Genomic DNA, 18,255 nt, shown 5'->3' with positions numbered 1-18,255 from the left:
GATTTTGCTTATTTGATTATAACTTATTTTTAAAAATATTACTCTATTTTGCATACTTTTATACACCTAAATGTTAAATTTATAAACACAGATAAGCTTTATAAATTTAAAATGCAATTTTATAGAAAAGGTATCAAAACTTATGCTATAAGCTTTCCTTGTTCTTGCATAGAGTTTTGCAGAACAAGGATTTGAAGCTTTTATGACTATTTGCAAAGTTAAATTGGCTAGGCTTTTAGATCGCTTTGATTTGAGCTTGCTAGGCTATCTTGTTTAAGATTGGCATTTGCTAGGCTTTGATTATGCAAGGTTTGAGCCATATCAAACACGACAGAACTTAAAGAAGCAAAGCTTGAGCTTGAAAGTGATGAGTTTGTAAAATACTGACTTATTTTTATGAAACTATTTTCGAAGGAATTTGCAAATTCCTTTGTTTTGTCTTCGTTTGCGCTTTTATCTTCTGCATTTGAGCTTTGTTCTTTTGTGCTTTCATTTTTATTTTCAAACAAGCTTTCTAAATTTTCAGAGATAAAATTACGAGCAAAAATATCAAGATTGTTAAATCTGGCATTCATAGCCTCTTGCAAAGATAAAAAATCGCTTCCGCTCATATCAAAAAGCCTAATGACTAAACCACTTACCCAAGTGATTTGCTCGACAATCGTTGTTGTCGTTGTGAGGCTGGAAGTATTTGAGCTAAGCTCGCTTTCATCAAGGTGGGAGCTAAAGTCTTTATCTTTTTGTATGAGCTCATCAAGACTAGCATTTGTTTGGCTTTTTTCATTTGCTGTATCTAAAGCCTTGCTCCAGCCACTTACAAATTTTTCAGCCTCAGCACTTAAGACATACACCCCATCTTCTCTTTTATAGACACTTTCTTCGCCAAATTGTTCTTTAAGAGCATTTAGGCTTTCTTTGCTGAGAGCTTTTTGGCTAAATTCCAAACTTGAGCTATCTCTAAAAAAGACAGATTCTAATCCTAAGGCATTGTTTTGTTCTAAAAGCTTTTCATCAGCTTTTAAAGTATTGGCTATGGCTTCAAATTGCTCTTTTTCTATACTATCAAATTCGACTTTATAGGCATTTTGGGGCAGATTGGTTTGGGCTTTAGAAAGCAAGCTTGAAGTAGTTATGCTTGTGCGTTCAACTCCACGATTTACTATATTTAAAAAGGCTTCTTGTTTGCTATAGATTATCATAGAATATCCTAGCCCAAAGCCTATGTTTTCGTTTGTGCTTAAATCTTTGCTCAGCACATTAGAAAGACTTGAGTTTTTTACATAATCGCTAAAACTTGTATTGTCAATCATCTGCAAGCTTTTTTGCATACGATCAAGCAAGCTTTCATACCCAAAAAGAGCGTTTGTGTCATTTGAAAAAATGCTATTCATTTAGAAATCCTTTTTTTTGAATTTCCTTCAATCTATACTTCATTTTACTAAAAGCAAATTTCATTCCAAAACAAACAAAAATTGACTTTTTTTATTAAAAAAATTGATTTTTGATGATAAAGGGTAAGAAATAATAAAAGCAAAGTGTTTTTTTAAGAAGCTAAAATTACTTTGCCTTGCAAAGCACGCAAGGCAAAGTTTATAATAAAAAGGAAGTAGGCTTACATCATGCCACCCATTCCTCCCATGCCACCCATACCGCTCATATCAGGCATAGCTGGTTTTTCTTCTTTTATCTCGCTAATTGTTGCTTCTGTGGTTAAAAGCATTGAAGCTACACTTACTGCGTTAAGTAGGGCTATTCTTTCTACTTTTACTGGATCGATGATACCAGCTTTAAGCATATCAACATATTCGCCCTTTGCAGCATCAAAACCAAGGTGCTCTTCCTTGCTGCTTTCAACTGAATTTACAACCACGCCTGCGTCAAAGCCAGCATTTTCAGCGATTTGTTTTAAAGGTGCTCTTAAAGCTCTTTCAACTATGGCTGCACCTATAGCTTCATCACCTTTTAGATCAAGCTTGATTTTTGATTTTGCTTTGATTAAAGCAGCTCCACCGCCGATAACTATGCCTTCTTCAACAGCAGCTTTAGTAGCACTTAGTGCGTCATCAACACGATCTTTTTTCTCTTTCATTTCAGTTTCAGTAGCAGCACCAACCTTGATAAGAGCTACCCCACCGCTTAATTTAGCAAGTCTTTCTTGGAGTTTTTCTCTATCATAATCGCTTGTAGTTTCTGCGATTTGAGCCTTGATTTGATTGACTCTTGCGTCTATATTTTTCTTTTCGCCAGCACCATTAACTATAGTGGTATTGTCTTTATCAATGATAACTGAGCTTGCTTGTCCTAAGTCTTGTAAGCTAGCACTTTCTAAGGTTCTGCCAAGCTCTTCAGCGATAACTTCACCTCCTGTTAAGATGGCAATATCTTCAAGCATAGCCTTGCGTCTATCGCCAAAGCCCGGAGCTTTTACGGCTGAGATATTAAGCACGCCTCTAAGTTTGTTTACAACTAAGGTTGCTAAAGCTTCGCCTTCTATGTCTTCAGCGATGATTAAAAGAGGTTTGCCTGTTTTTTGGATTTGCTCTAAGATAGGAAGTAAGTCTTTTAAGCTAGTGATTTTTTTATCAAAAAGCAAGATATATGGGCTTTGAAGCTCAACAGTCATTTTATCTGCATTAGTGATAAAATAAGGGCTTAGATAGCCTCTATCAAATTGCATACCCTCGACCACATTAAGCTCATCATTGATTGACTTTGCTTCTTCAACGGTGATAACGCCGTCTTTGCCTACTTTTTCCATAGCATCAGCGATTAATTCACCGATTTTTTCATCTGAATTTGCTGAGATAGTCGCTACTTGAGCGATTTCTTTTTTATCTTTTACTTCTCTTGAAAGCTTTTTAAGTTCAGCTACTATAGCTTCGCAAGCTTTATCCATACCTCTTTTGACTTCTATAGGATTAGCTCCAGCTGTGATATTTCTTAAGCCTTCTTTAAAGATAGCATGAGCTAAAACTGTAGCTGTTGTGGTGCCATCGCCTGCTTGATCAGCTGTTTTACTTGCTACTTCTCTAACTAAAGCAGCACCCATATTTTCAAGACTATCTTTAAGCTCAACTTCCTTAGCTACGCTTACGCCATCTTTTGTAATGCTTGGAGCACCAAAACTCTTTTGAATCAAAACATTACGTCCTCTTGGTCCCATAGTTACTTTAACAGCGTCATTAAGTTTTTTTACGCCTTCATAAAGTTTGTTTCTTGCTTCATCTGAAAAAAATATTTCTTTTGCCATTGTTTATCCTTTTTCTAAAATTTATTTTACTATACCTAAAACATCATCGATGTTAAGCACAAGGTATTCTTCTGTGCCAAGTTTTACTTCAGTGCCACCATATTTTGCAAAAAGCACTTTATCGCCAACCTTAACATCGCTAAGCTCTTGACTTACTGCGATAATTTCTCCCATTAAAGGTTTTTCTTTGGCATTATCTGGTATAATTATGCCAGAAGCTGTTGTATTGGTTTCTTCTACGCGTTTAACAAGGACGCGTTTTCCTAAAGGTTGAAAATTCATTTGTGTAGTCCTTTCTCTTTGTAAATTGTCGCTATTTTTAGCACTCTTTATATTTGAGTGTTGTGATTATACGATAAAAAATGAATTTTGTCAATACCTTTATAAAAAAAATTCAATAAACTTTAGTTTAACAGACTAAAGTTTATTTATAAAAAACTTTTAAGGACGGGATAAAATGAAAAAAGCTCTCTACATTATAGGGGTTGTGTTGGCTGTGATTCTCATAGCTTTGTATGTGATTTTATTTACTTCTTTTGGAAATAAAATCGTTGCTTCTTACGCTGAAGATAAGATTAGAACCTTGAGTGGTTTAGACGCAAATTTATCTACATTTAAATTGCGTTTTTCAAGCCTTGATGTCGCTCTTGATATAGCAAATATGGCTCAATTAAAGGTAGAGGGCAATCTTAGTCTTTTTAGTTTAGGCTTTGATTTAAACTATCTTTTAAGTCTTGATAAAAACTATGCTCAAAAAATGAGCTTAAATTTAAAAGATAATCTTAATTTTGGCGGCAAGATAGCAGGCAAAGCAAGTGATTTTAATGTTAGTGGAAATGGGGCTTTGTTTGGCTCAAATGTAGCTTTAAATGCGCGTTTGCTTGATTATTCTCCTTTGGAATTAAAACTGAGTGCAAATGGTATTAAGATAGAAGAACTTTTAAGCTTGCTTTCAAAACCAAGTTATGTCAAAGGAAATATCAATATAAATGCCGATATAGCAGCAAAGGATCTAAAACCTGAGGGTAATGCCTTCATAAATCTTGCTACGAACTCTATCAACTATGATTTACTTCAAAGGGATTTTAATCTTTCCTTACCGCAATCAAATTTAAGCTCAAATATCACTATCTTTATGAAAGATCAAGATATTAACGCAAAAAGCGAGACTTTAACTTCTTATATAAGCTTGAAAACCGATAAAACACATTTTAACCTTGCCAATAGTGTTTTAGACACAGATTATACTCTTTTAGTGCCTGATTTAAGCAAGCTTGAAAAACTTATAGGCTCAAAGGCAAGCGGAAATTTAAATCTTGATGGTAATGCAAGCATTGATCTTAATTCACTAAGCTTACTTCAAGAGCTTCAAGCTAAACTTATAGGAAAGGACATTAAGTTTGCAAATTTAAATCTTAATTCCTTTCATCTTAATGCCAATGCTAAAGGCGAGGGCTCAAAGATTAATTATAATGCAAATTTAAAATCAAACCTAGCTAATGTGCCAAAATTGCAAGGTTTTTATGATATGAAAACGCAAGAATTAAGCCTAGATACTGAAGCAAAAATCGATGATTTAAATGAGTTTAAAAGCATAGCTGGACAAAGCTTGCAAGGTAGTGTAAGCTTAAATGCGAGTGCAAATTTACTGGGCTCTGTCATTAAAAGCTTAAAAGCTGATGCAAATGTGGCTGGAGGCACGATTAACGCAAGCTCAAATGGCAAAAGTCTTGATCTAAGCATAAATAAACTTGATCTTAGCAAGGTTCTAGCTATAGTGGCTCAGCCAAGTTATGTCAATGCAAACTTAGACGCAAAGGCTCATTTAAGCTCTCTTGATTTTAGCAAGCTAAATGGCTCATATGAAGCAAAAAGTAGTGGAACTTTTGGGGCAAAAGCTTTAAGTGCTATGCTTGGTAAAACTTTTCCTGCAAATACTCAATTTAATCTTGATTTAAAAGGCGATATTAAAGATAGCATAGCTGGTTTTGATCTTGTTTTTAAGAGTGATTTAGCCAATTTAGAAAGCTTTAAAGGCTCATTTGATCTTAACAAAATGCTTTTAAGCTCGACTTTTAAACTCAATGCTTATGATTTTTCAAAACTAGGCTTTTTAGCTGAAAGAAAACTCAGTGGAAAGGCTGTATTTACTGGAAATTTAGACTTTGATAAAAGCATAAAAGCAAATATTAACAGCGAAAACCTCTATCAAGGAAAGCTTAGTGCTAGCCTCATAAACAACGCTTTTAAAGCAAATATAGCTGGTGTTGATTTTTCTAGTATGATGAAGGGACTTGATTTACCTGATTATTATGAAGGAAAAGCAAGCGTTGACGTGGATTATAATCTTGCAAGTTCAAGTGGAAATGCAAGTGCAAATTTAAATAATGGTAAATTAAAAAATGTAGGCTTAGTAAAGACTGTATCAACGCTAACTAAAAGCGATTTGACAAAGGATTCATTCAGTGAGGCAAAAGTAAATGCAAAGCTAAGTGCAAATCAAATTGGCTTAAACCTCAATATGAAATCGCCTCGTGTAAGCATAGCCATTAATAATGGCACAATTAATTCCAAAACAAGCACTTTAAACCTTCCTCTTACCCTAGGTGTAGATAAAGCAAGCTTTAAAGGCACGATCAAAGGCACAAGTGCTAATCCAAGCATAAATATAGACTTAGGAAGCGTGCTTAAATCAGCAGCTGATAAATTTATCGATGATAAGGTTAAAGAAAAAGGTGCAAAAGAGCTTAATAAGTTTTTGGATAAATTATTTTAGTCATAAATCAAGCCTAGCCCAAACTAGGCTTGTATAAATTTAAAACTAAAATAAGCCTTAATGAGTTAAAATGAATGATATGAAAAAGGTAAAAGTAGATGAAAGCATATTGTAATAAAAAATTTATATTGCTCTTTTGCAAATGCTTTTTTGTTGTGCTTATTATCAATCAATTTTGTATCCACAGAGCCTTTGCGGGCGAGTTGGTAAGAGCTGTCTTAATAAGCTTGCCTCATATCATTTTGATCGCTTTTTTAATAGCTTTTTATATCGATAAAGAGAAAAAAGCCAAAGGAGAGTAGAGTGTTAAGTATTTACACAAAAACAAATAATAAGCTTGTGCAAAAGCTTCGTTTTGATATACAAACAAGTGTTTTGCCTGAAAATATCTTATGGCTTGATTTGTTGCGTCCAAGTGCTGAGGAGATTAATTTTGTCTCAAAGTTGTATAATCTTGAAATTCCAACCCAAGAAGAGCGAGAAGAGATCGAGCTGAGTGCGAGGTATTGGGAAGATAATACCAGCATTACGATTAACACTCATTTTCTTATCCGCACGAGTATGGACGAGCTTTCCTTGACAAATGAGACTTTGACTTTTTTGCTTTCTCAAAATATCTTATTTACTTTAAGATATAAAGAATTTACGATTTTTGAAGAGATTGAGGCAAGAATTCTAGCAAGTCCAAAGAATTTTGAAGATGGTTTTGATGTTATTGATAAGATGTTTGAGGTGCGCGTAGAAAAGGACGCGGATATCTTAGAATGGATAGACAGAGAAGCAAGGAAGCTAAGGATAGAAGTATTAGAGCGAAAAAATGAGCTTGTGTATGATAGGATTTTAAAATCCATTTCAAATTTACAAGAGCTGAATATGCGTGTGAGAGATTCGCTTTTTGATAAAAGAAGAGCAATGACTTCTTTGATAAAAAGTGATAAGATTGATAAGGATATTAAGCAGAATTTAACCATAGTGCTTAAAGACTTAAATTCGCTTGTGGAATTTGATGTTTCTCAGCTAAATATTCTTGATAATATCCAAACTATCTTTGCCAATCAAATCAATATAGAGCAAAACAAAACGATCAAGCTTTTCACCGTTGCAACGGTGGCGATGATGCCAGCAACGCTTATAGGCACGATTTATGGTATGAACTTTAAATTTATGCCGGAATTAAACTGGACTTTTGGCTATCCTATAGTAGTAACTTTGATGGTGGCTTCTGTGATCTTGCCTGTTGTGTTCTTTAAAAAGAAAGGTTGGATTTGATAGAGTATAAATTCACTATCCAGACAATTAAGAGCAAGTAAAGGCAATTTATTTAAATCGTGAAAAATTGCCTTTACTAAAACTCGACATATCGTTCAAATCTTGGTGGTTCTTTTGGTGGATTAGTGCCATTGCTATCAATAAAGCTTTGAAGTTCCTTTTCATACTCAAGTATCACATTTTGAAAATCTTGCTTATCCTTGCCCTTGAGTTCTGATTTGGTAATTTTGACAACCGAGAGTGGATTGATGGCTTGGTTATTAAGATATAAACCAAAGTGCAAATGAGGTCCTGTACTCATTCCGGTTGAGCCTACATAAGCGATAGTTTGTCCTTGAGAGACTTTTTGCCCTTTTTTAATGGCTGCAAAGCGGCTTAAATGTGCATAAAGAGTGCTATATCCTGAACCATGCTGCACCTGAACGGTTTTGCCATAGCCTCCTTTTGTGCCTACAAAGCTTACCACTCCAGCTCCAGCACTTCTTACTGGTGTGCCAGTAGGTGCTGCATAATCAACGCCTAAGTGCGCTCTATACCGCTTTAAGATAGGATGATACCTCGCTCTTGTAAAATATGAACTTATCCTTGTTGCATTAACCGGTGAAGTTAATAAAAAAGACTCCATTTCTTTACCCTTGCTATCATAAAAGCTATCTTTATAAAAATATACCTTTCTTGCTTTTTTATTCACTTCAACGCTCGCCATTTTGATAAGTATATCACCAAAACGCTCGCCCATTCTTTCTTTTCGCTCATAAACCAAAATAACTTCATCGCCCTTTTGCATAGCCTTAAAATCAACGCTCCCACCAAAAGCATTTCGCATAGCACGAGCAAGTGGCGTTGAGCCTGTGGCTTGCTCAACATCTTGATAGGCTGAATTTTGCACATTAAGGCGCAAAATTCGTGTTTGGGTTTCATAAGAGATGGGCGAATAAGTCAGCGTGTATTCGCCTTGCAAGTTTTTATAAATGTGAAGTTGCAAATCAGAGCCATTGATCGGGATTAAAACCTGCTCGATTGTGTTTGTGTTGTTATCCCAAAGAATTTGAAATCTTTCACCTTCTTTGATCTCTGAAGCAAGTTCTCTATCTTGAGGATCTAAATTCCAATACAAAGAAAGAGGGAGATTATTGTTTTCTAAAAAAGTTAAAAAGAATTCATTTTTTGCCCATTCTCTTTCTTCTATACTTGAAACAGCAAAAACTTGCAAGCAAAAAATACACAGCACAAGTAGTTTTTTCATCAAATCAAACCTTCATTCATACTTTATTTTCAAAACAAGAAAAAGTATTTTACTTTATTTTTCTTACAATTTTGTAAGAAAAAAAGAATATAATACAACTTTGTTAAAAAATAAGGAGAAAAGTTTGTTTAAAAAAATCCTTTTGTATTGTTTTTTTATGCATATATCTTTATATGCTTTTGATTTTGCTCCTTTGCATTCAAATATCGCTAAGATTGAGGATAATTTCATTTATATCAATGATGATGAAAACATCATTTTAAATGCAAATGCGGTAATCATCAAGCATTTTAAAAGTGTAAAATCCATCATCGCAAGGGCAAGTGTTGTCGAAAAAAGAGAGGGTTTAGCCAAACTTAGACTTGAAGCCTTTACAAATTTAGAGCAAAAGGCTTTGCCTGTGCTTGATGTCGTGCCTGAAGTTGGCGATGAAGTGATTGTTAATTTTTTATATGATAGAGCCTTGCTTATCGCTCCTGATGAAGAAAATTACGCACACATTACACAGAGTTTAAGAAATTTTTATTTTATTCATCCTGATGTTTTTGGTGCGATGATGATTAAGGATTTTAGGCTGAGTCCTAAACAAGAGAATTTTCAAGCTTTTTGCTCAAATAACGCACTTGGTTTAGTGATTTTTGCTCTTGAAAATGAGCTTGCTTTTGTGGATTGTGCGAGTTTTACTTTGTTGTTTAAGCAAGACTTTACTACACATTCTTTAGCTCCTCAAAAGCCTTTTTATTCAAGGGTAAGTAATTACAAAAAAAACTTTTTTAATTTCTTTGAAAGAGAAGTAAGGGATTATTATGAATACTACACCACACTCACAAACTCCTCTAGCAAATGAGCATAAAGCCTTTTTTGAAAAGCTTTTGGGTGCTGAAAATGCGTATTTTGATGAAGCACATAAAAGAGCATATAGCTATGATGCTACAAGAAAGCATTATCTGCCTGATGGAGTACTTTTTCCAAGAAATGAAGCTGATATTAGTGAAATTTTAAAATACTGCAACGAGCATAAAATCATCATTATCCCAAGAGGAGCAGGTTCTGGCTTTACGGGTGGGACTTTAGCAGCAAGTGGTGGTGTGATTTTAAGCTTTGAAAAGCATATGAATAAAATTTTAGAAATCGATCTTGAAAATTTAGTGGCTGTAGTGCAACCGGGTGTGATTAATTCAAGTCTTCAAAAAGAACTTGCTAAGCTTAATCTTTTCTACCCACCTGATCCTGCAAGTATGGATTTTTCAAGCATAGGTGGTAATGTCAGCGAAAATGCAGGAGGTATGAGAGCAGCAAAATACGGCATTACAAAAGACTATGTTATGGCTTTAAGAGCTGTTTTACCAAATGGAGATATTATAAGGGCTGGAAAAAGGACGATTAAAGATGTGGCTGGATACAATGTCGCTGGGATTTTAATCGCAAGTGAGGGCTCTTTAGCTGTAATTAGTGAGATCACCTTAAAGCTTTTGGCTTTACCAAAATTCAAGCAAACCGCAATGGGTGTTTTTGATAGCGTAAAATCAGCGATGAATGCCGTATATCAAACTCTAGCTCAAGGTGTAAGCCCTGTAAGTATGGAGTTTTTGGATAATTTAAGCATAAGAGCTGTTGAGATGAAATTTAACAAAGGCTTACCAAAAGAAGCTGGAGCGATTTTAATCGCTGATGTTGATGGTAATGTCAAAGAAAGCGTAGAAGCTGATCTAGCCGTGCTTAAAGAGATGTTTTTTAAGGCTGGAGCAAGTGAGTTTAAGATCGCTAAAGATGAGGCTGAGGCAGCTGATATTTGGTTTGCAAGGAGAAATTGCTCGCAAAGTATCAATGTTTATGGCACACTTAAGCTTAATGAAGACATCACCGTGCCTCGCTCAAAACTACCAGAGCTTTTAGAAGGTATTGAAAAAGTGGCGCAAAAATATGATTTTAAAATTCCTTGTTTTGGACATACAGGCGATGGCAATGTGCATACTAATGTTATGGTTGAGGATAAAAACGACGCCAAGCAAGTTGAAAGAGGACACGAGGCAATTACAGAAATTTTTAAACTTGCAGTAAAACTTGGCGGGACTTTAAGCGGAGAACATGGCATAGGCTTGTCAAAAGCACCTTTTATGAAGCTTGCTTTTTCTGAGGCTGAGATGAATCTTTTTAGAAATATCAAAAAAGCCTTTGATCCAAACAATATCTTAAATCCTTTTAAAATGGGCTTATAAAGGCGAGTTATGCTTAAAAAAATTTGGCGTTTTGTGTTGATTTTTAGGGATAAAGAGATTTTTAATTTTTCTGCGGCTTTAAGCTTTTATACTGTGCTTTCTTTGATCCCGCTTTTATTTGTATGCTTTTCAGTTTTTACCCAAATTCCAAGTTTTAAGGCATATTATGAGAGGATTAAAACGTTAATTTTTACCTTTTTAATCCCAGCCCAGCAAGAGCTTATCGCTACTCATCTTGATACTTTTTTAAAAAATAGCGTCAATTTAGGTATAGTTGGGCTTATTGCTATGGCGATTACCTCGCTTATGTTTTTTTCAAACTATGATTTTGTAGTCAATCGTATCACAAAGAATGAGCCAAAAACCTTGTGGCAAAGCATTAGTTCGTATTGGACTCTTATCACACTTACACCTTTGGGCTTAGGGCTAAGTTTTTATATCTCAAGTTATATACAAAAGACTTTAGATGATTTTAAGGTGGGCTTGAATTTTTTTGAAATTTTACCTTTTCTTATCATCTGGGGTTTGTTTTTTGTCTCTTTTTCAAGTTCCATTGCTAAAGGCACGCTTAAAATGCTTGCTTTAACTTCTTTTGCAAGTGCCGCCATTTGGTATATCAGTAAAAATCTTTTTGTGTATTATGTGGTGTATAACAAGACTTATACTAATGTCTATGGTTCTTTTTCAACCCTGCTTTTTTTCTTTGTGTGGATTTATGTTTCGTGGGTTATTTATCTTTTTGGACTTAAGTGCTATCATTATTTTGGAGAACTAAGACAAGAAAAAACTTTAGCACCAAAAGTAAGCAAAACTCCAGCCAAAAGATCGCGCACTAGCTCTAAAACAGCTTCTTAAATACAAAAAAACTAGCCTACAAACAAAGAGTAACAATAAGATAGAAAAGATCTTGCAAAAGTTTATTTTAAATTTAACTTTGCAAGCTTTGGTAATATATATCTTAAGCAAGTAAAGATTTGAATTCTTTTACTTGCTTGTGTTATTATCGTTTAAGTTGATTGACGATAGAAAGCATTTCATCACTTGTTGTGATGGCTTTTGAGCCAGCTTCATAAGCTCTTTGTCCGGTAATAAGATCAGTCATTTCCTCGACAAGTTGGACATTGCTTGATTCAACAAAGCCATGTCTAATCGTGCCAAAGCCATCTTGTCCTGCTATACCAGCAACCGGAGCACCGCTTGAGCCTGTTTCAAGAAAGAGATTATCACCAAGGGCGTGAAGTCCGGCTGGGTTGATGAAATTCACAAGTTCGATTTGCCCGATTTGTGTTTCTTCAGTTTCGCCAGCAAGCATTACAGAAACCGTGCCATCTTGCGCCACACTTACATTTGTAGCTCCTTCTGGAACTGTCATTTGAGGCATAAGAAAATACCCATCAGCATTGACGATATTTCCTTCGCTATCCCTTGTGAATTGTCCATTTCTTGTGTAAGCTGTTGTGCCATCTGGAAGCTGAATTTGAAAAAAGCCATTACCTTGAATAGCCACATCAAAATTATCTGTGCTTGTAGATTTGTAACTTCCTGCTGAAAATATCTTTGTAACAGCACTTGGACGCACCCCAAGCCCCACTTCTATACCAGAAGGTGAAAGCGTTGTGGCTGAAGTTGAAGTGCCGGCGTATTTCATGACTTGATACATAAGATCAGAAAATTCAGCCCTTGATTTTTTAAAGCCGACTGTATTAACATTAGCGATATTGTTTGAAGTAACATCAATTTGAGTTTGTTGCGCTATCATTCCTGTAGCTGCGGTGTGAAGTGATCGTAACATTTTGTTTTATCCTTTCTTTAACTTATTTTACTACTGAACGCTTGCAAGTTTATTAATAGCGTCTTGATTAAGATCGTCCATATGAGAAGTCATTACTTTTTGATACATCTCAACCATTCTATTTGCTTCGATCAGTCCTGTCATCTCAAGCACAGCATTGACATTTGAGCCTTGAGTAAAGCCTTGCTTGACTGAATTTGATTGCTCTAAGTCCCTAATGCGTGTAAGATCGTTTATCCTGTAGGTATTATCGCCGTCTTTTTCTAAGGCTCTTATATCATCAACTTGAGCGATAAAAAGCCTTGCTATATCATTTTGATCAGCTTCTATGTTACCATTGGTATCAACGCTAAGATAGGTTGAGTTTTGTGGAATTTGTATGCTATCAAAATCCGGATTGTTAAAATAATTGCTACTAAGCACTTTATAGCCTTGTTTATTAACTAAATTGCCTTCATCATCAAGTTGAAAATTGCCGTCTTTTGTAAGGCGAATTTCTCCGTTATTGGTTTTAACAAGATAAAAAGTATCTTCTCTTGTCATCGCCAAATCCAAAGGATTGGTGGTGCTTCTTAAAGAACCTGTGCTAAAGTCTGTGTAAGTTTGGCTTACTTGTGGGACTCTATCTATAGTCGAGTTTAAAAAACGAGCCGCGTCATAGGTGTGATTGTCGATTGGTAGCTCATCTTGCACTTCTCTAAACACTCTTTTAAAATCAGCGATCACAACATCATCTTTTTTATAACCGCTAGTATTGATATTTGCAAGATTGTTACTAATCACATCAAGTCGGTTAAACTGAGTAACCATACCACCTGTGGCTTGATAATATCCATTTTGCATAGTTTTGCCTTCATTTCAATAAATTTCTTAAAGCTTAAAGCAAAGAGTGTTCCAACTTTTGTAAAAGTTGCAAATTCAAAGCTTTAGGTAGCTTTTTTAAGAAACAAAACGAAAATAAGATATCATTTAGTTAAGATTAAACAAACTAAGCTATAATAACAAATTCAAAACTGCTTCTAAAAAAGGAAAAGTCAAAACATGTCAAACGCAGCAAAAACTGAAAAAGAACTCGAAGATTATCTCAAACATACTAGTTACGCAACTTATGAAAAATTAGTTAAATTTATGCCAAAACAACCGGGCATTAATACTGCCAAAAAAATCGCAGCTTTATGTAAAAAATACAAAGTCAGTATTTATTCATCAGCAGAGATTGCTAAGATGAAAAATATAGCCGAAGCAAAACAAAGAGAAGAAGAAAAACAAAAGCTTCAAGATGTGGGCTTGGAAAATGACTTTGATTTGGCTAATGAAAGCGAGCTTTTAGAATGGAGTCGTTCTGATTCACCTGTGCGTATGTATTTGCGCGAGATGGGGCAGATTGATTTGCTTAGCAAAGATGAAGAAGTTGAAATTTCAAAAAGAATAGAGCTTGGAGAAGATATTATCATCGATGCTTTTTGTTCTGTGCCCTATCTCATAGACTTTATACTTGATTATAAAGAACCTTTAATCAACAGAGAAAGACGCGTTAAAGAGCTTTTTAAAAGCTTTGATGATGAAGAAAAAGATGATGAAAAACCCGAAGAATTAGAAGAGCTTGAGGAGCTTGAAGAAGAAGAATTTGATGAGGAAAACGAAGAACAAAATGTCGAAAAACTCAAAAAAATCAAAAAACTTAAAAAAATCGTTACCAAAAAAGAAGATGAACGCACTTTAAAAGTGGTAGAGAAATTCAAAGCCCTTGAAAAAGCCAAAAAAGAGTGGCTTAAAACAGCTCAAAATTTTAAAGAAGTCGAGGGAAATGAGCTTTTAAACAAGCTTAGCATAGCGTTTAAGAAAAATATCTTAAAAGAAAAACTTATGGATTTAGGACCAACTTCTAAGCTTATCAGTGAGATCGTAAAGTCCATAGAAACAGCTCTTAAAAGCGATGAGGAATTTGATAAAGAACTTAAACGCCTAGAATACCGCTTACCTATGTTTTCAGATGAGCTTAAAAATACGCACGCCAATATCTTGAAAAATATCACCAAGCTTGGCAAAGAAGAAATTTCAGAAATGGTGCTTGAAACGACTATGGTAAGCACTTATATGGAGATAAAAAAGCTTTTTCAAACCAAAGAAGCGAGTAAAAAAGGCTTTGATCTTGAAAAAGAGCAGCTCAAAGAAATTTTAGAGCAGATCAAAAGAGGAAAAACGATTTCAGATGAAGCCAAAGGGAGAATGGCAAAGTCAAATTTACGCCTTGTCGTGAGCATAGCCAAGCGTTATACAAATAGAGGTTTGCCTTTTTTAGATCTTATTCAAGAAGGCAATATAGGGCTTATGAAAGCTGTGGATAAATTTGAGTATAAAAGAGGCTATAAATTTTCAACCTATGCGACTTGGTGGATTCGCCAAGCTATATCACGTGCAATCGCAGATCAAGCTCGCACCATTCGGATCCCTATTCACATGATAGAAACGATTAATCAAATCAATAAAATCGTGCGTGAATATCTGCAAAAAGAGGGTAAAGAACCTGATGTAAGCTTTATCGCCAAAGAAGTGGGCTTAAGCGTGGATAAGGTAAAACAAGTCATAAAAATTACCAAAGAACCAATCAGCCTTGAAGCGCCTATTGGCAATGAAGATGATGGTAAATTTGGAGACTTTGTAGAAGATAGGGCTTCGCTTTCGCCTATGGATCATATACTCAAAAATGACTTAAAAGAACAAATTGATGAAGTTTTAGATCAACTCAATGACAGAGAAAAAGCAGTTATTAAAATGCGTTTTGGGCTTATGGATGATGAGAGTGATAGAACGCTTGAAGAGATTGGAAAAGAACTGAATGTAACGCGAGAAAGGGTGCGTCAGATCGAAAGTTCAGCCATTAAAAAGCTCAAGCATCCAAAAGTAGGCAGAAAACTTAAAAATTATATAGAAGGCTGGAAATAAAACAAGTTTAAATTTAAGCTTTCTTTAAAGATATAAAAGCAGAGTGTAGAATATTGCCGAATATTTTTTTTGCATTATTTTACAAATTTATTATTTGATGGTAGTTCTTGTTTTTTTGCAGTTTGTTTTTTTTAAAATGAAAGGAAATATAAATGATTTTAGCTTTGATTTTATGTGTGTATACCTTAGTTTTTGTAGGTATTTCTTATGCTCAAATTCGCTTTTTGAGGCAAGAAAAAGATAAACAAGCCATTATTTTAGATGAAAAAACTTACAAAGAAGCTGCACAAATTGGCATTGAGAATGAACAATTTAAGATTTTTTCCCATATTTATACTTTGATTTTATATCTTTTTTGGCTTTTTTTTGGCTTTTTTTGGCTTAAAAATGTTTTAATTAGTCAAAATTCAGTGCTTGAAAATACCTTATTCTTGCTGGTATTTTTATTTATTAATACACTTGCAAACCTTCCTTTAAGCATATATGAAGACTTTGTCAAAAATAAAAAGCAAGGTTTTTCAAATATGAACGCCACGCTTTTTATCAAAGATACACTTAAAAGTCTTGTTTTACTTGCTGTTTTTGGCTTTTTGCTTTTATATGCTTTGGTATTTTGTTATGAGTTTTTGGGGCAGTTTTGGTGGGTGTGGGCTTTTGTGCTTTCTTTTGTGGTAATTTTATTTATCAACTTGCTTTATCCAACCCTTATCGCTCCTTTGTTTAACAAAATGTCTCCGCTTGAGGATAGTTCATTGCTTGCTAAAATAGATACACTCATGCAAAAATGCGGTTTTAGCGCAAAAGGCGTGTTTGTGATGGACGCAAGTAAGAGAGATAAGAGGCTTAATGCTTATTTTGGAGGGCTTTTTAAGAGCAAAAGAGTGGTGCTTTTTGATACACTTTTAAAGGCTTTAAATGAAAATCAGCTTCTAGCTGTTTTAGGACATGAGCTTGGACATTTTGTGCATAAAGACTTGATCAAAGGCTTATTTAGCTCGGCTTTAATGATTTTTGTTTTATTCTTTGTTTTTGCTCACCTGCCTGAGTTTTTTTATACTCAAAGTGGTTTGCAAGGCGTAAATGCTGGGGTTTTTGCTTTATTTATCATCTTTAGTGAGGTTTTTTCACTTATCTTTTCACCTTTAGTGAATTTATTAAGCCGAAAAAATGAATTTAACGCTGATAAACACGGAGCTTTAATGACTTCTAAGGAAGATATGAAAAATGCTTTATTTGTGCTTGCTAAAGAAAACAAAGCCTTTGTAAAGACAAGTAAAATTTATGAGTTTTTTCATCTTTCTCACCCAAGCATAGATAAACGTATAAAAGCTCTATCTTGAAGCTTAAAACTGCTTTAAATTTTGCTAGAGATAGCTTAACAAAGCATAAAGATGAAGCCCTTTTTATACTTTGTGAGTATTTACAAAAGGATAGGGCGTTTATAGCTTTAAATGGGGATTTTGACTTTGATGAAAAGCCTTATTTTAAGCTTATAGAACGTTTTGCTAGTGGGGAGCCTTTTGAGTATATTTTTGAAAAAGCGCAGTTTTATGGGCTTGAGTTTAAGGTGCAAAAAGGTGTATTAATCCCTCGCTTTGATACTGAAATTTTGCTTGAACTTGCCCTAAAAGAACTTAGCCAAAAAAACTATACAAATATCTTAGAAATAGGCTTTGGAAGTGGAATTTTAAGTATAATTTTAGCCTTAAAATTAGCACTTAAAATCAAGGCTTGTGATATTAGCGAGCTTGCTTTAAAACTTGCTAAAGAAAATGCCTTAAGGCACGAAGTAGAGCATTTGATAGATTTTAGGCTTTGTGATTTTAAAAATTTTGAGGGTGAGGTTGATTTTATCATCTCAAATCCACCTTATATACAAAATGATTATAAGCTTGATATTTGGGTGCAAAATGAGCCTAAGCAAGCCTTATTTGGTGGAGTTAAAGGCTATGAATTTCTTGAAGAGCTCATTGTTTTTGCTAGAAAAAATAAAGTAAAAGCTCTAGCTTGCGAGTTTGGATACGATCAAAAAGAAATTTTACATAAAATTTTACATAAAAATGACTTTAAGGCTGAATTTTTCAAAGATTTTGCCGGTTTTGATCGTGCGTTTTTAGCGCATGCGGTTGAGACTATATAGATGAACTCATACCCTCCCTTAAAATCTTAAAATTTAATAAACAAAAAACAAAAATTATTATTAAATTAATACTCTTTTTGCTATAATCCTTTAAAAAACAAAAATTATTTTTTTAAAGGACAAAAAAATGAAAGCGATTAATCTTTTGCTACTTGGTTCTATCATCGGCATAGGGCTTTTTCTTGGCATAGCTGTGGCTGTGAGTGTATTTTATCCACCTACAGGCTTGGGAGGCGAAGCGATTACAGATGCGTTTGGTAGTGGGTTGATTATGGGACAGATTTTTTTAAAATTTGGTTATGTACTCATTAGCATAGCCCTTATAAACACTATCTATGAGCTATTTTTTGCAGAAGCGAGTTTAAAAATTATAAAAATTTTACTTGCTGTTGTGATTTTGGCACTATCTTTGCTTTTTGTGTTTTATTATACTTTGCCAATGCTTGAAACTCAAAGCTTGATTATAGAAGGAAAAGCAGGTTTAGAAGCTTTAGCAGGCGAGGAATTTAGCACCAAACACACACAAAGTGAATGGCTTGTAAAAATTATCTTAATTTTGCAAGTAGCTTTATTCTTTTTAAGTTATAAGTCAGCAAAAGTAGGGTATAATCGATAAA

The 18,255-nt window shown here is 34.4% G+C and carries 16 protein-coding genes; 10 read left to right on the top strand and 6 right to left on the bottom strand.

The window, feature by feature from the left end; genetic code table 11:
* Window positions 1-227 precede the first annotated feature (227 nt).
* From CQA38_RS05940 to groES, 3 genes are all read right to left on the bottom strand, one after another.
* Entirely contained in the window at window positions 228-1,391 is a 1,164-nt protein-coding gene (locus CQA38_RS05940; protein WP_137633079.1) for a hypothetical protein, read from the bottom strand.
* 221 nt (window positions 1,392-1,612) lie between these two features.
* Window positions 1,613-3,250: a chaperonin GroEL gene (gene groL, locus CQA38_RS05935; RefSeq protein ID WP_137633078.1), complete on the bottom strand. Its 1,638-nt coding sequence runs from the start codon at window positions 3,248-3,250 to the stop codon at window positions 1,613-1,615.
* Window positions 3,251-3,271: 21 nt separating this feature from the next.
* The gene (gene groES, locus CQA38_RS05930; RefSeq protein WP_137633077.1) at window positions 3,272-3,532 is read right to left on the bottom strand and encodes a co-chaperone GroES; all 261 of its coding nucleotides are present in this window, start codon (window positions 3,530-3,532) and stop codon (window positions 3,272-3,274) included.
* A 175-nt stretch (window positions 3,533-3,707) separates the two neighbouring features.
* Between groES and CQA38_RS05925 the strand changes: the two genes are divergently transcribed.
* The 3 genes from CQA38_RS05925 to corA all read left to right on the top strand — a co-directional run bounded on the left by CQA38_RS05925 (window position 3,708) and on the right by corA (window position 7,295).
* Window positions 3,708-6,026 carry a hypothetical protein gene (locus CQA38_RS05925; RefSeq protein ID WP_137633076.1) on the top strand — a complete coding sequence of 773 codons (2,319 nt, stop codon included), beginning with the start codon at window positions 3,708-3,710 and terminating at the stop codon, window positions 6,024-6,026.
* 98 nt (window positions 6,027-6,124) lie between these two features.
* The gene (locus CQA38_RS05920) at window positions 6,125-6,328 is read left to right on the top strand and encodes a hypothetical protein (protein WP_137633075.1); all 204 of its coding nucleotides are present in this window, start codon (window positions 6,125-6,127) and stop codon (window positions 6,326-6,328) included.
* Between the two features lies 1 nt (window position 6,329).
* Window positions 6,330-7,295 carry a magnesium/cobalt transporter CorA gene (gene corA, locus CQA38_RS05915; protein WP_137633074.1) on the top strand — a complete coding sequence of 322 codons (966 nt, stop codon included), beginning with the start codon at window positions 6,330-6,332 and terminating at the stop codon, window positions 7,293-7,295.
* 76 nt (window positions 7,296-7,371) lie between these two features.
* On the opposite strand, the gene CQA38_RS05910 is transcribed toward corA, so the two are convergent.
* Window positions 7,372-8,541 carry a peptidoglycan DD-metalloendopeptidase family protein gene (locus CQA38_RS05910; RefSeq protein WP_137633073.1) on the bottom strand — a complete coding sequence of 390 codons (1,170 nt, stop codon included), beginning with the start codon at window positions 8,539-8,541 and terminating at the stop codon, window positions 7,372-7,374.
* A 124-nt stretch (window positions 8,542-8,665) separates the two neighbouring features.
* On the opposite strand from CQA38_RS05910, the gene CQA38_RS05905 reads away from it, so the two are divergent.
* From CQA38_RS05905 to CQA38_RS05895, 3 genes are read left to right on the top strand one after another with little or no spacing between them, the layout of a single operon-like run.
* Window positions 8,666-9,388, top strand: coding sequence for a plasminogen-binding N-terminal domain-containing protein (locus CQA38_RS05905; protein WP_137633072.1), 723 nt, complete (start codon window positions 8,666-8,668; stop codon window positions 9,386-9,388).
* Window positions 9,348-10,760, top strand: a complete 1,413-nt coding sequence (locus tag CQA38_RS05900) for an FAD-linked oxidase C-terminal domain-containing protein (protein WP_137633071.1) — start codon at window positions 9,348-9,350, stop codon at window positions 10,758-10,760. Before CQA38_RS05905 ends, CQA38_RS05900 begins: the two co-directional genes overlap by 41 nt.
* Window positions 10,761-10,769: 9 nt before the next feature.
* On the top strand, window positions 10,770-11,615 hold the full coding sequence (locus tag CQA38_RS05895) for a YihY/virulence factor BrkB family protein (protein ID WP_137633070.1): 846 nt from the start codon (window positions 10,770-10,772) through the stop codon (window positions 11,613-11,615).
* 145 nt (window positions 11,616-11,760) lie between these two features.
* Here CQA38_RS05895 and flgG read toward each other — a convergent pair whose 3' ends face one another.
* Both flgG and CQA38_RS05885 read right to left on the bottom strand, forming a co-directional pair.
* Window positions 11,761-12,552 (bottom strand): flagellar basal-body rod protein FlgG, encoded by a 792-nt coding sequence (gene flgG / locus CQA38_RS05890; protein WP_137633069.1) that lies wholly within the window; start codon window positions 12,550-12,552, stop codon window positions 11,761-11,763.
* A 30-nt stretch (window positions 12,553-12,582) separates the two neighbouring features.
* On the bottom strand, window positions 12,583-13,395 hold the full coding sequence (locus CQA38_RS05885) for a flagellar hook-basal body protein (RefSeq protein WP_137633068.1): 813 nt from the start codon (window positions 13,393-13,395) through the stop codon (window positions 12,583-12,585).
* 198 nt (window positions 13,396-13,593) lie between these two features.
* On the opposite strand from CQA38_RS05885, the gene rpoD reads away from it, so the two are divergent.
* From rpoD to CQA38_RS05865, 4 genes are all read left to right on the top strand, one after another.
* Window positions 13,594-15,498, top strand: coding sequence for an RNA polymerase sigma factor RpoD (rpoD, locus tag CQA38_RS05880; RefSeq protein WP_137633067.1), 1,905 nt, complete (start codon window positions 13,594-13,596; stop codon window positions 15,496-15,498).
* 152 nt (window positions 15,499-15,650) lie between these two features.
* A complete protein-coding gene (locus tag CQA38_RS05875; protein WP_137633066.1) occupies window positions 15,651-16,838 on the top strand; it encodes a M48 family metallopeptidase in 1,188 nt (395 codons plus the stop codon).
* Window positions 16,835-17,638, top strand: a complete 804-nt coding sequence (locus tag CQA38_RS05870) for a HemK/PrmC family methyltransferase (protein WP_137633065.1) — start codon at window positions 16,835-16,837, stop codon at window positions 17,636-17,638. The genes CQA38_RS05875 and CQA38_RS05870 overlap by 4 nt, the downstream gene beginning before the upstream one ends.
* A gap of 127 nt (window positions 17,639-17,765) precedes the next feature.
* Window positions 17,766-18,254, top strand: a complete 489-nt coding sequence (locus CQA38_RS05865) for a DUF4149 domain-containing protein (RefSeq protein WP_137633064.1) — start codon at window positions 17,766-17,768, stop codon at window positions 18,252-18,254.
* The last annotated feature ends 1 nt before the right edge of the window (window position 18,255 follow it).

It is taken from the genome of Campylobacter sp. MIT 12-5580, assembly GCF_005406235.1.
Lineage (GTDB): Bacteria > Campylobacterota > Campylobacteria > Campylobacterales > Campylobacteraceae > Campylobacter_D.
Note: the sequence above shows the minus strand (reverse complement) of the source record. Positions and strands in the feature narration are given on the sequence as shown.

Coding starts and splice junctions, on each gene's coding strand:
- CQA38_RS05900 (WP_137633071.1), top strand. CDS start 9,348: ATGAATACTACACCACACTCACAAACTCCTCTAGCAAATGAGCATAAA.
- CQA38_RS05925 (WP_137633076.1), top strand. CDS start 3,708: ATGAAAAAAGCTCTCTACATTATAGGGGTTGTGTTGGCTGTGATTCTC.
- groL (WP_137633078.1), bottom strand. CDS start 3,250: ATGGCAAAAGAAATATTTTTTTCAGATGAAGCAAGAAACAAACTTTAT.
- CQA38_RS05895 (WP_137633070.1), top strand. CDS start 10,770: ATGCTTAAAAAAATTTGGCGTTTTGTGTTGATTTTTAGGGATAAAGAG.
- CQA38_RS05910 (WP_137633073.1), bottom strand. CDS start 8,541: ATGAAAAAACTACTTGTGCTGTGTATTTTTTGCTTGCAAGTTTTTGCT.
- groES (WP_137633077.1), bottom strand. CDS start 3,532: ATGAATTTTCAACCTTTAGGAAAACGCGTCCTTGTTAAACGCGTAGAA.
- CQA38_RS05920 (WP_137633075.1), top strand. CDS start 6,125: ATGAAAGCATATTGTAATAAAAAATTTATATTGCTCTTTTGCAAATGC.
- flgG (WP_137633069.1), bottom strand. CDS start 12,552: ATGTTACGATCACTTCACACCGCAGCTACAGGAATGATAGCGCAACAA.
- CQA38_RS05865 (WP_137633064.1), top strand. CDS start 17,766: ATGAAAGCGATTAATCTTTTGCTACTTGGTTCTATCATCGGCATAGGG.
- rpoD (WP_137633067.1), top strand. CDS start 13,594: ATGTCAAACGCAGCAAAAACTGAAAAAGAACTCGAAGATTATCTCAAA.
- CQA38_RS05875 (WP_137633066.1), top strand. CDS start 15,651: ATGATTTTAGCTTTGATTTTATGTGTGTATACCTTAGTTTTTGTAGGT.
- CQA38_RS05885 (WP_137633068.1), bottom strand. CDS start 13,395: ATGCAAAATGGATATTATCAAGCCACAGGTGGTATGGTTACTCAGTTT.
- CQA38_RS05940 (WP_137633079.1), bottom strand. CDS start 1,391: ATGAATAGCATTTTTTCAAATGACACAAACGCTCTTTTTGGGTATGAA.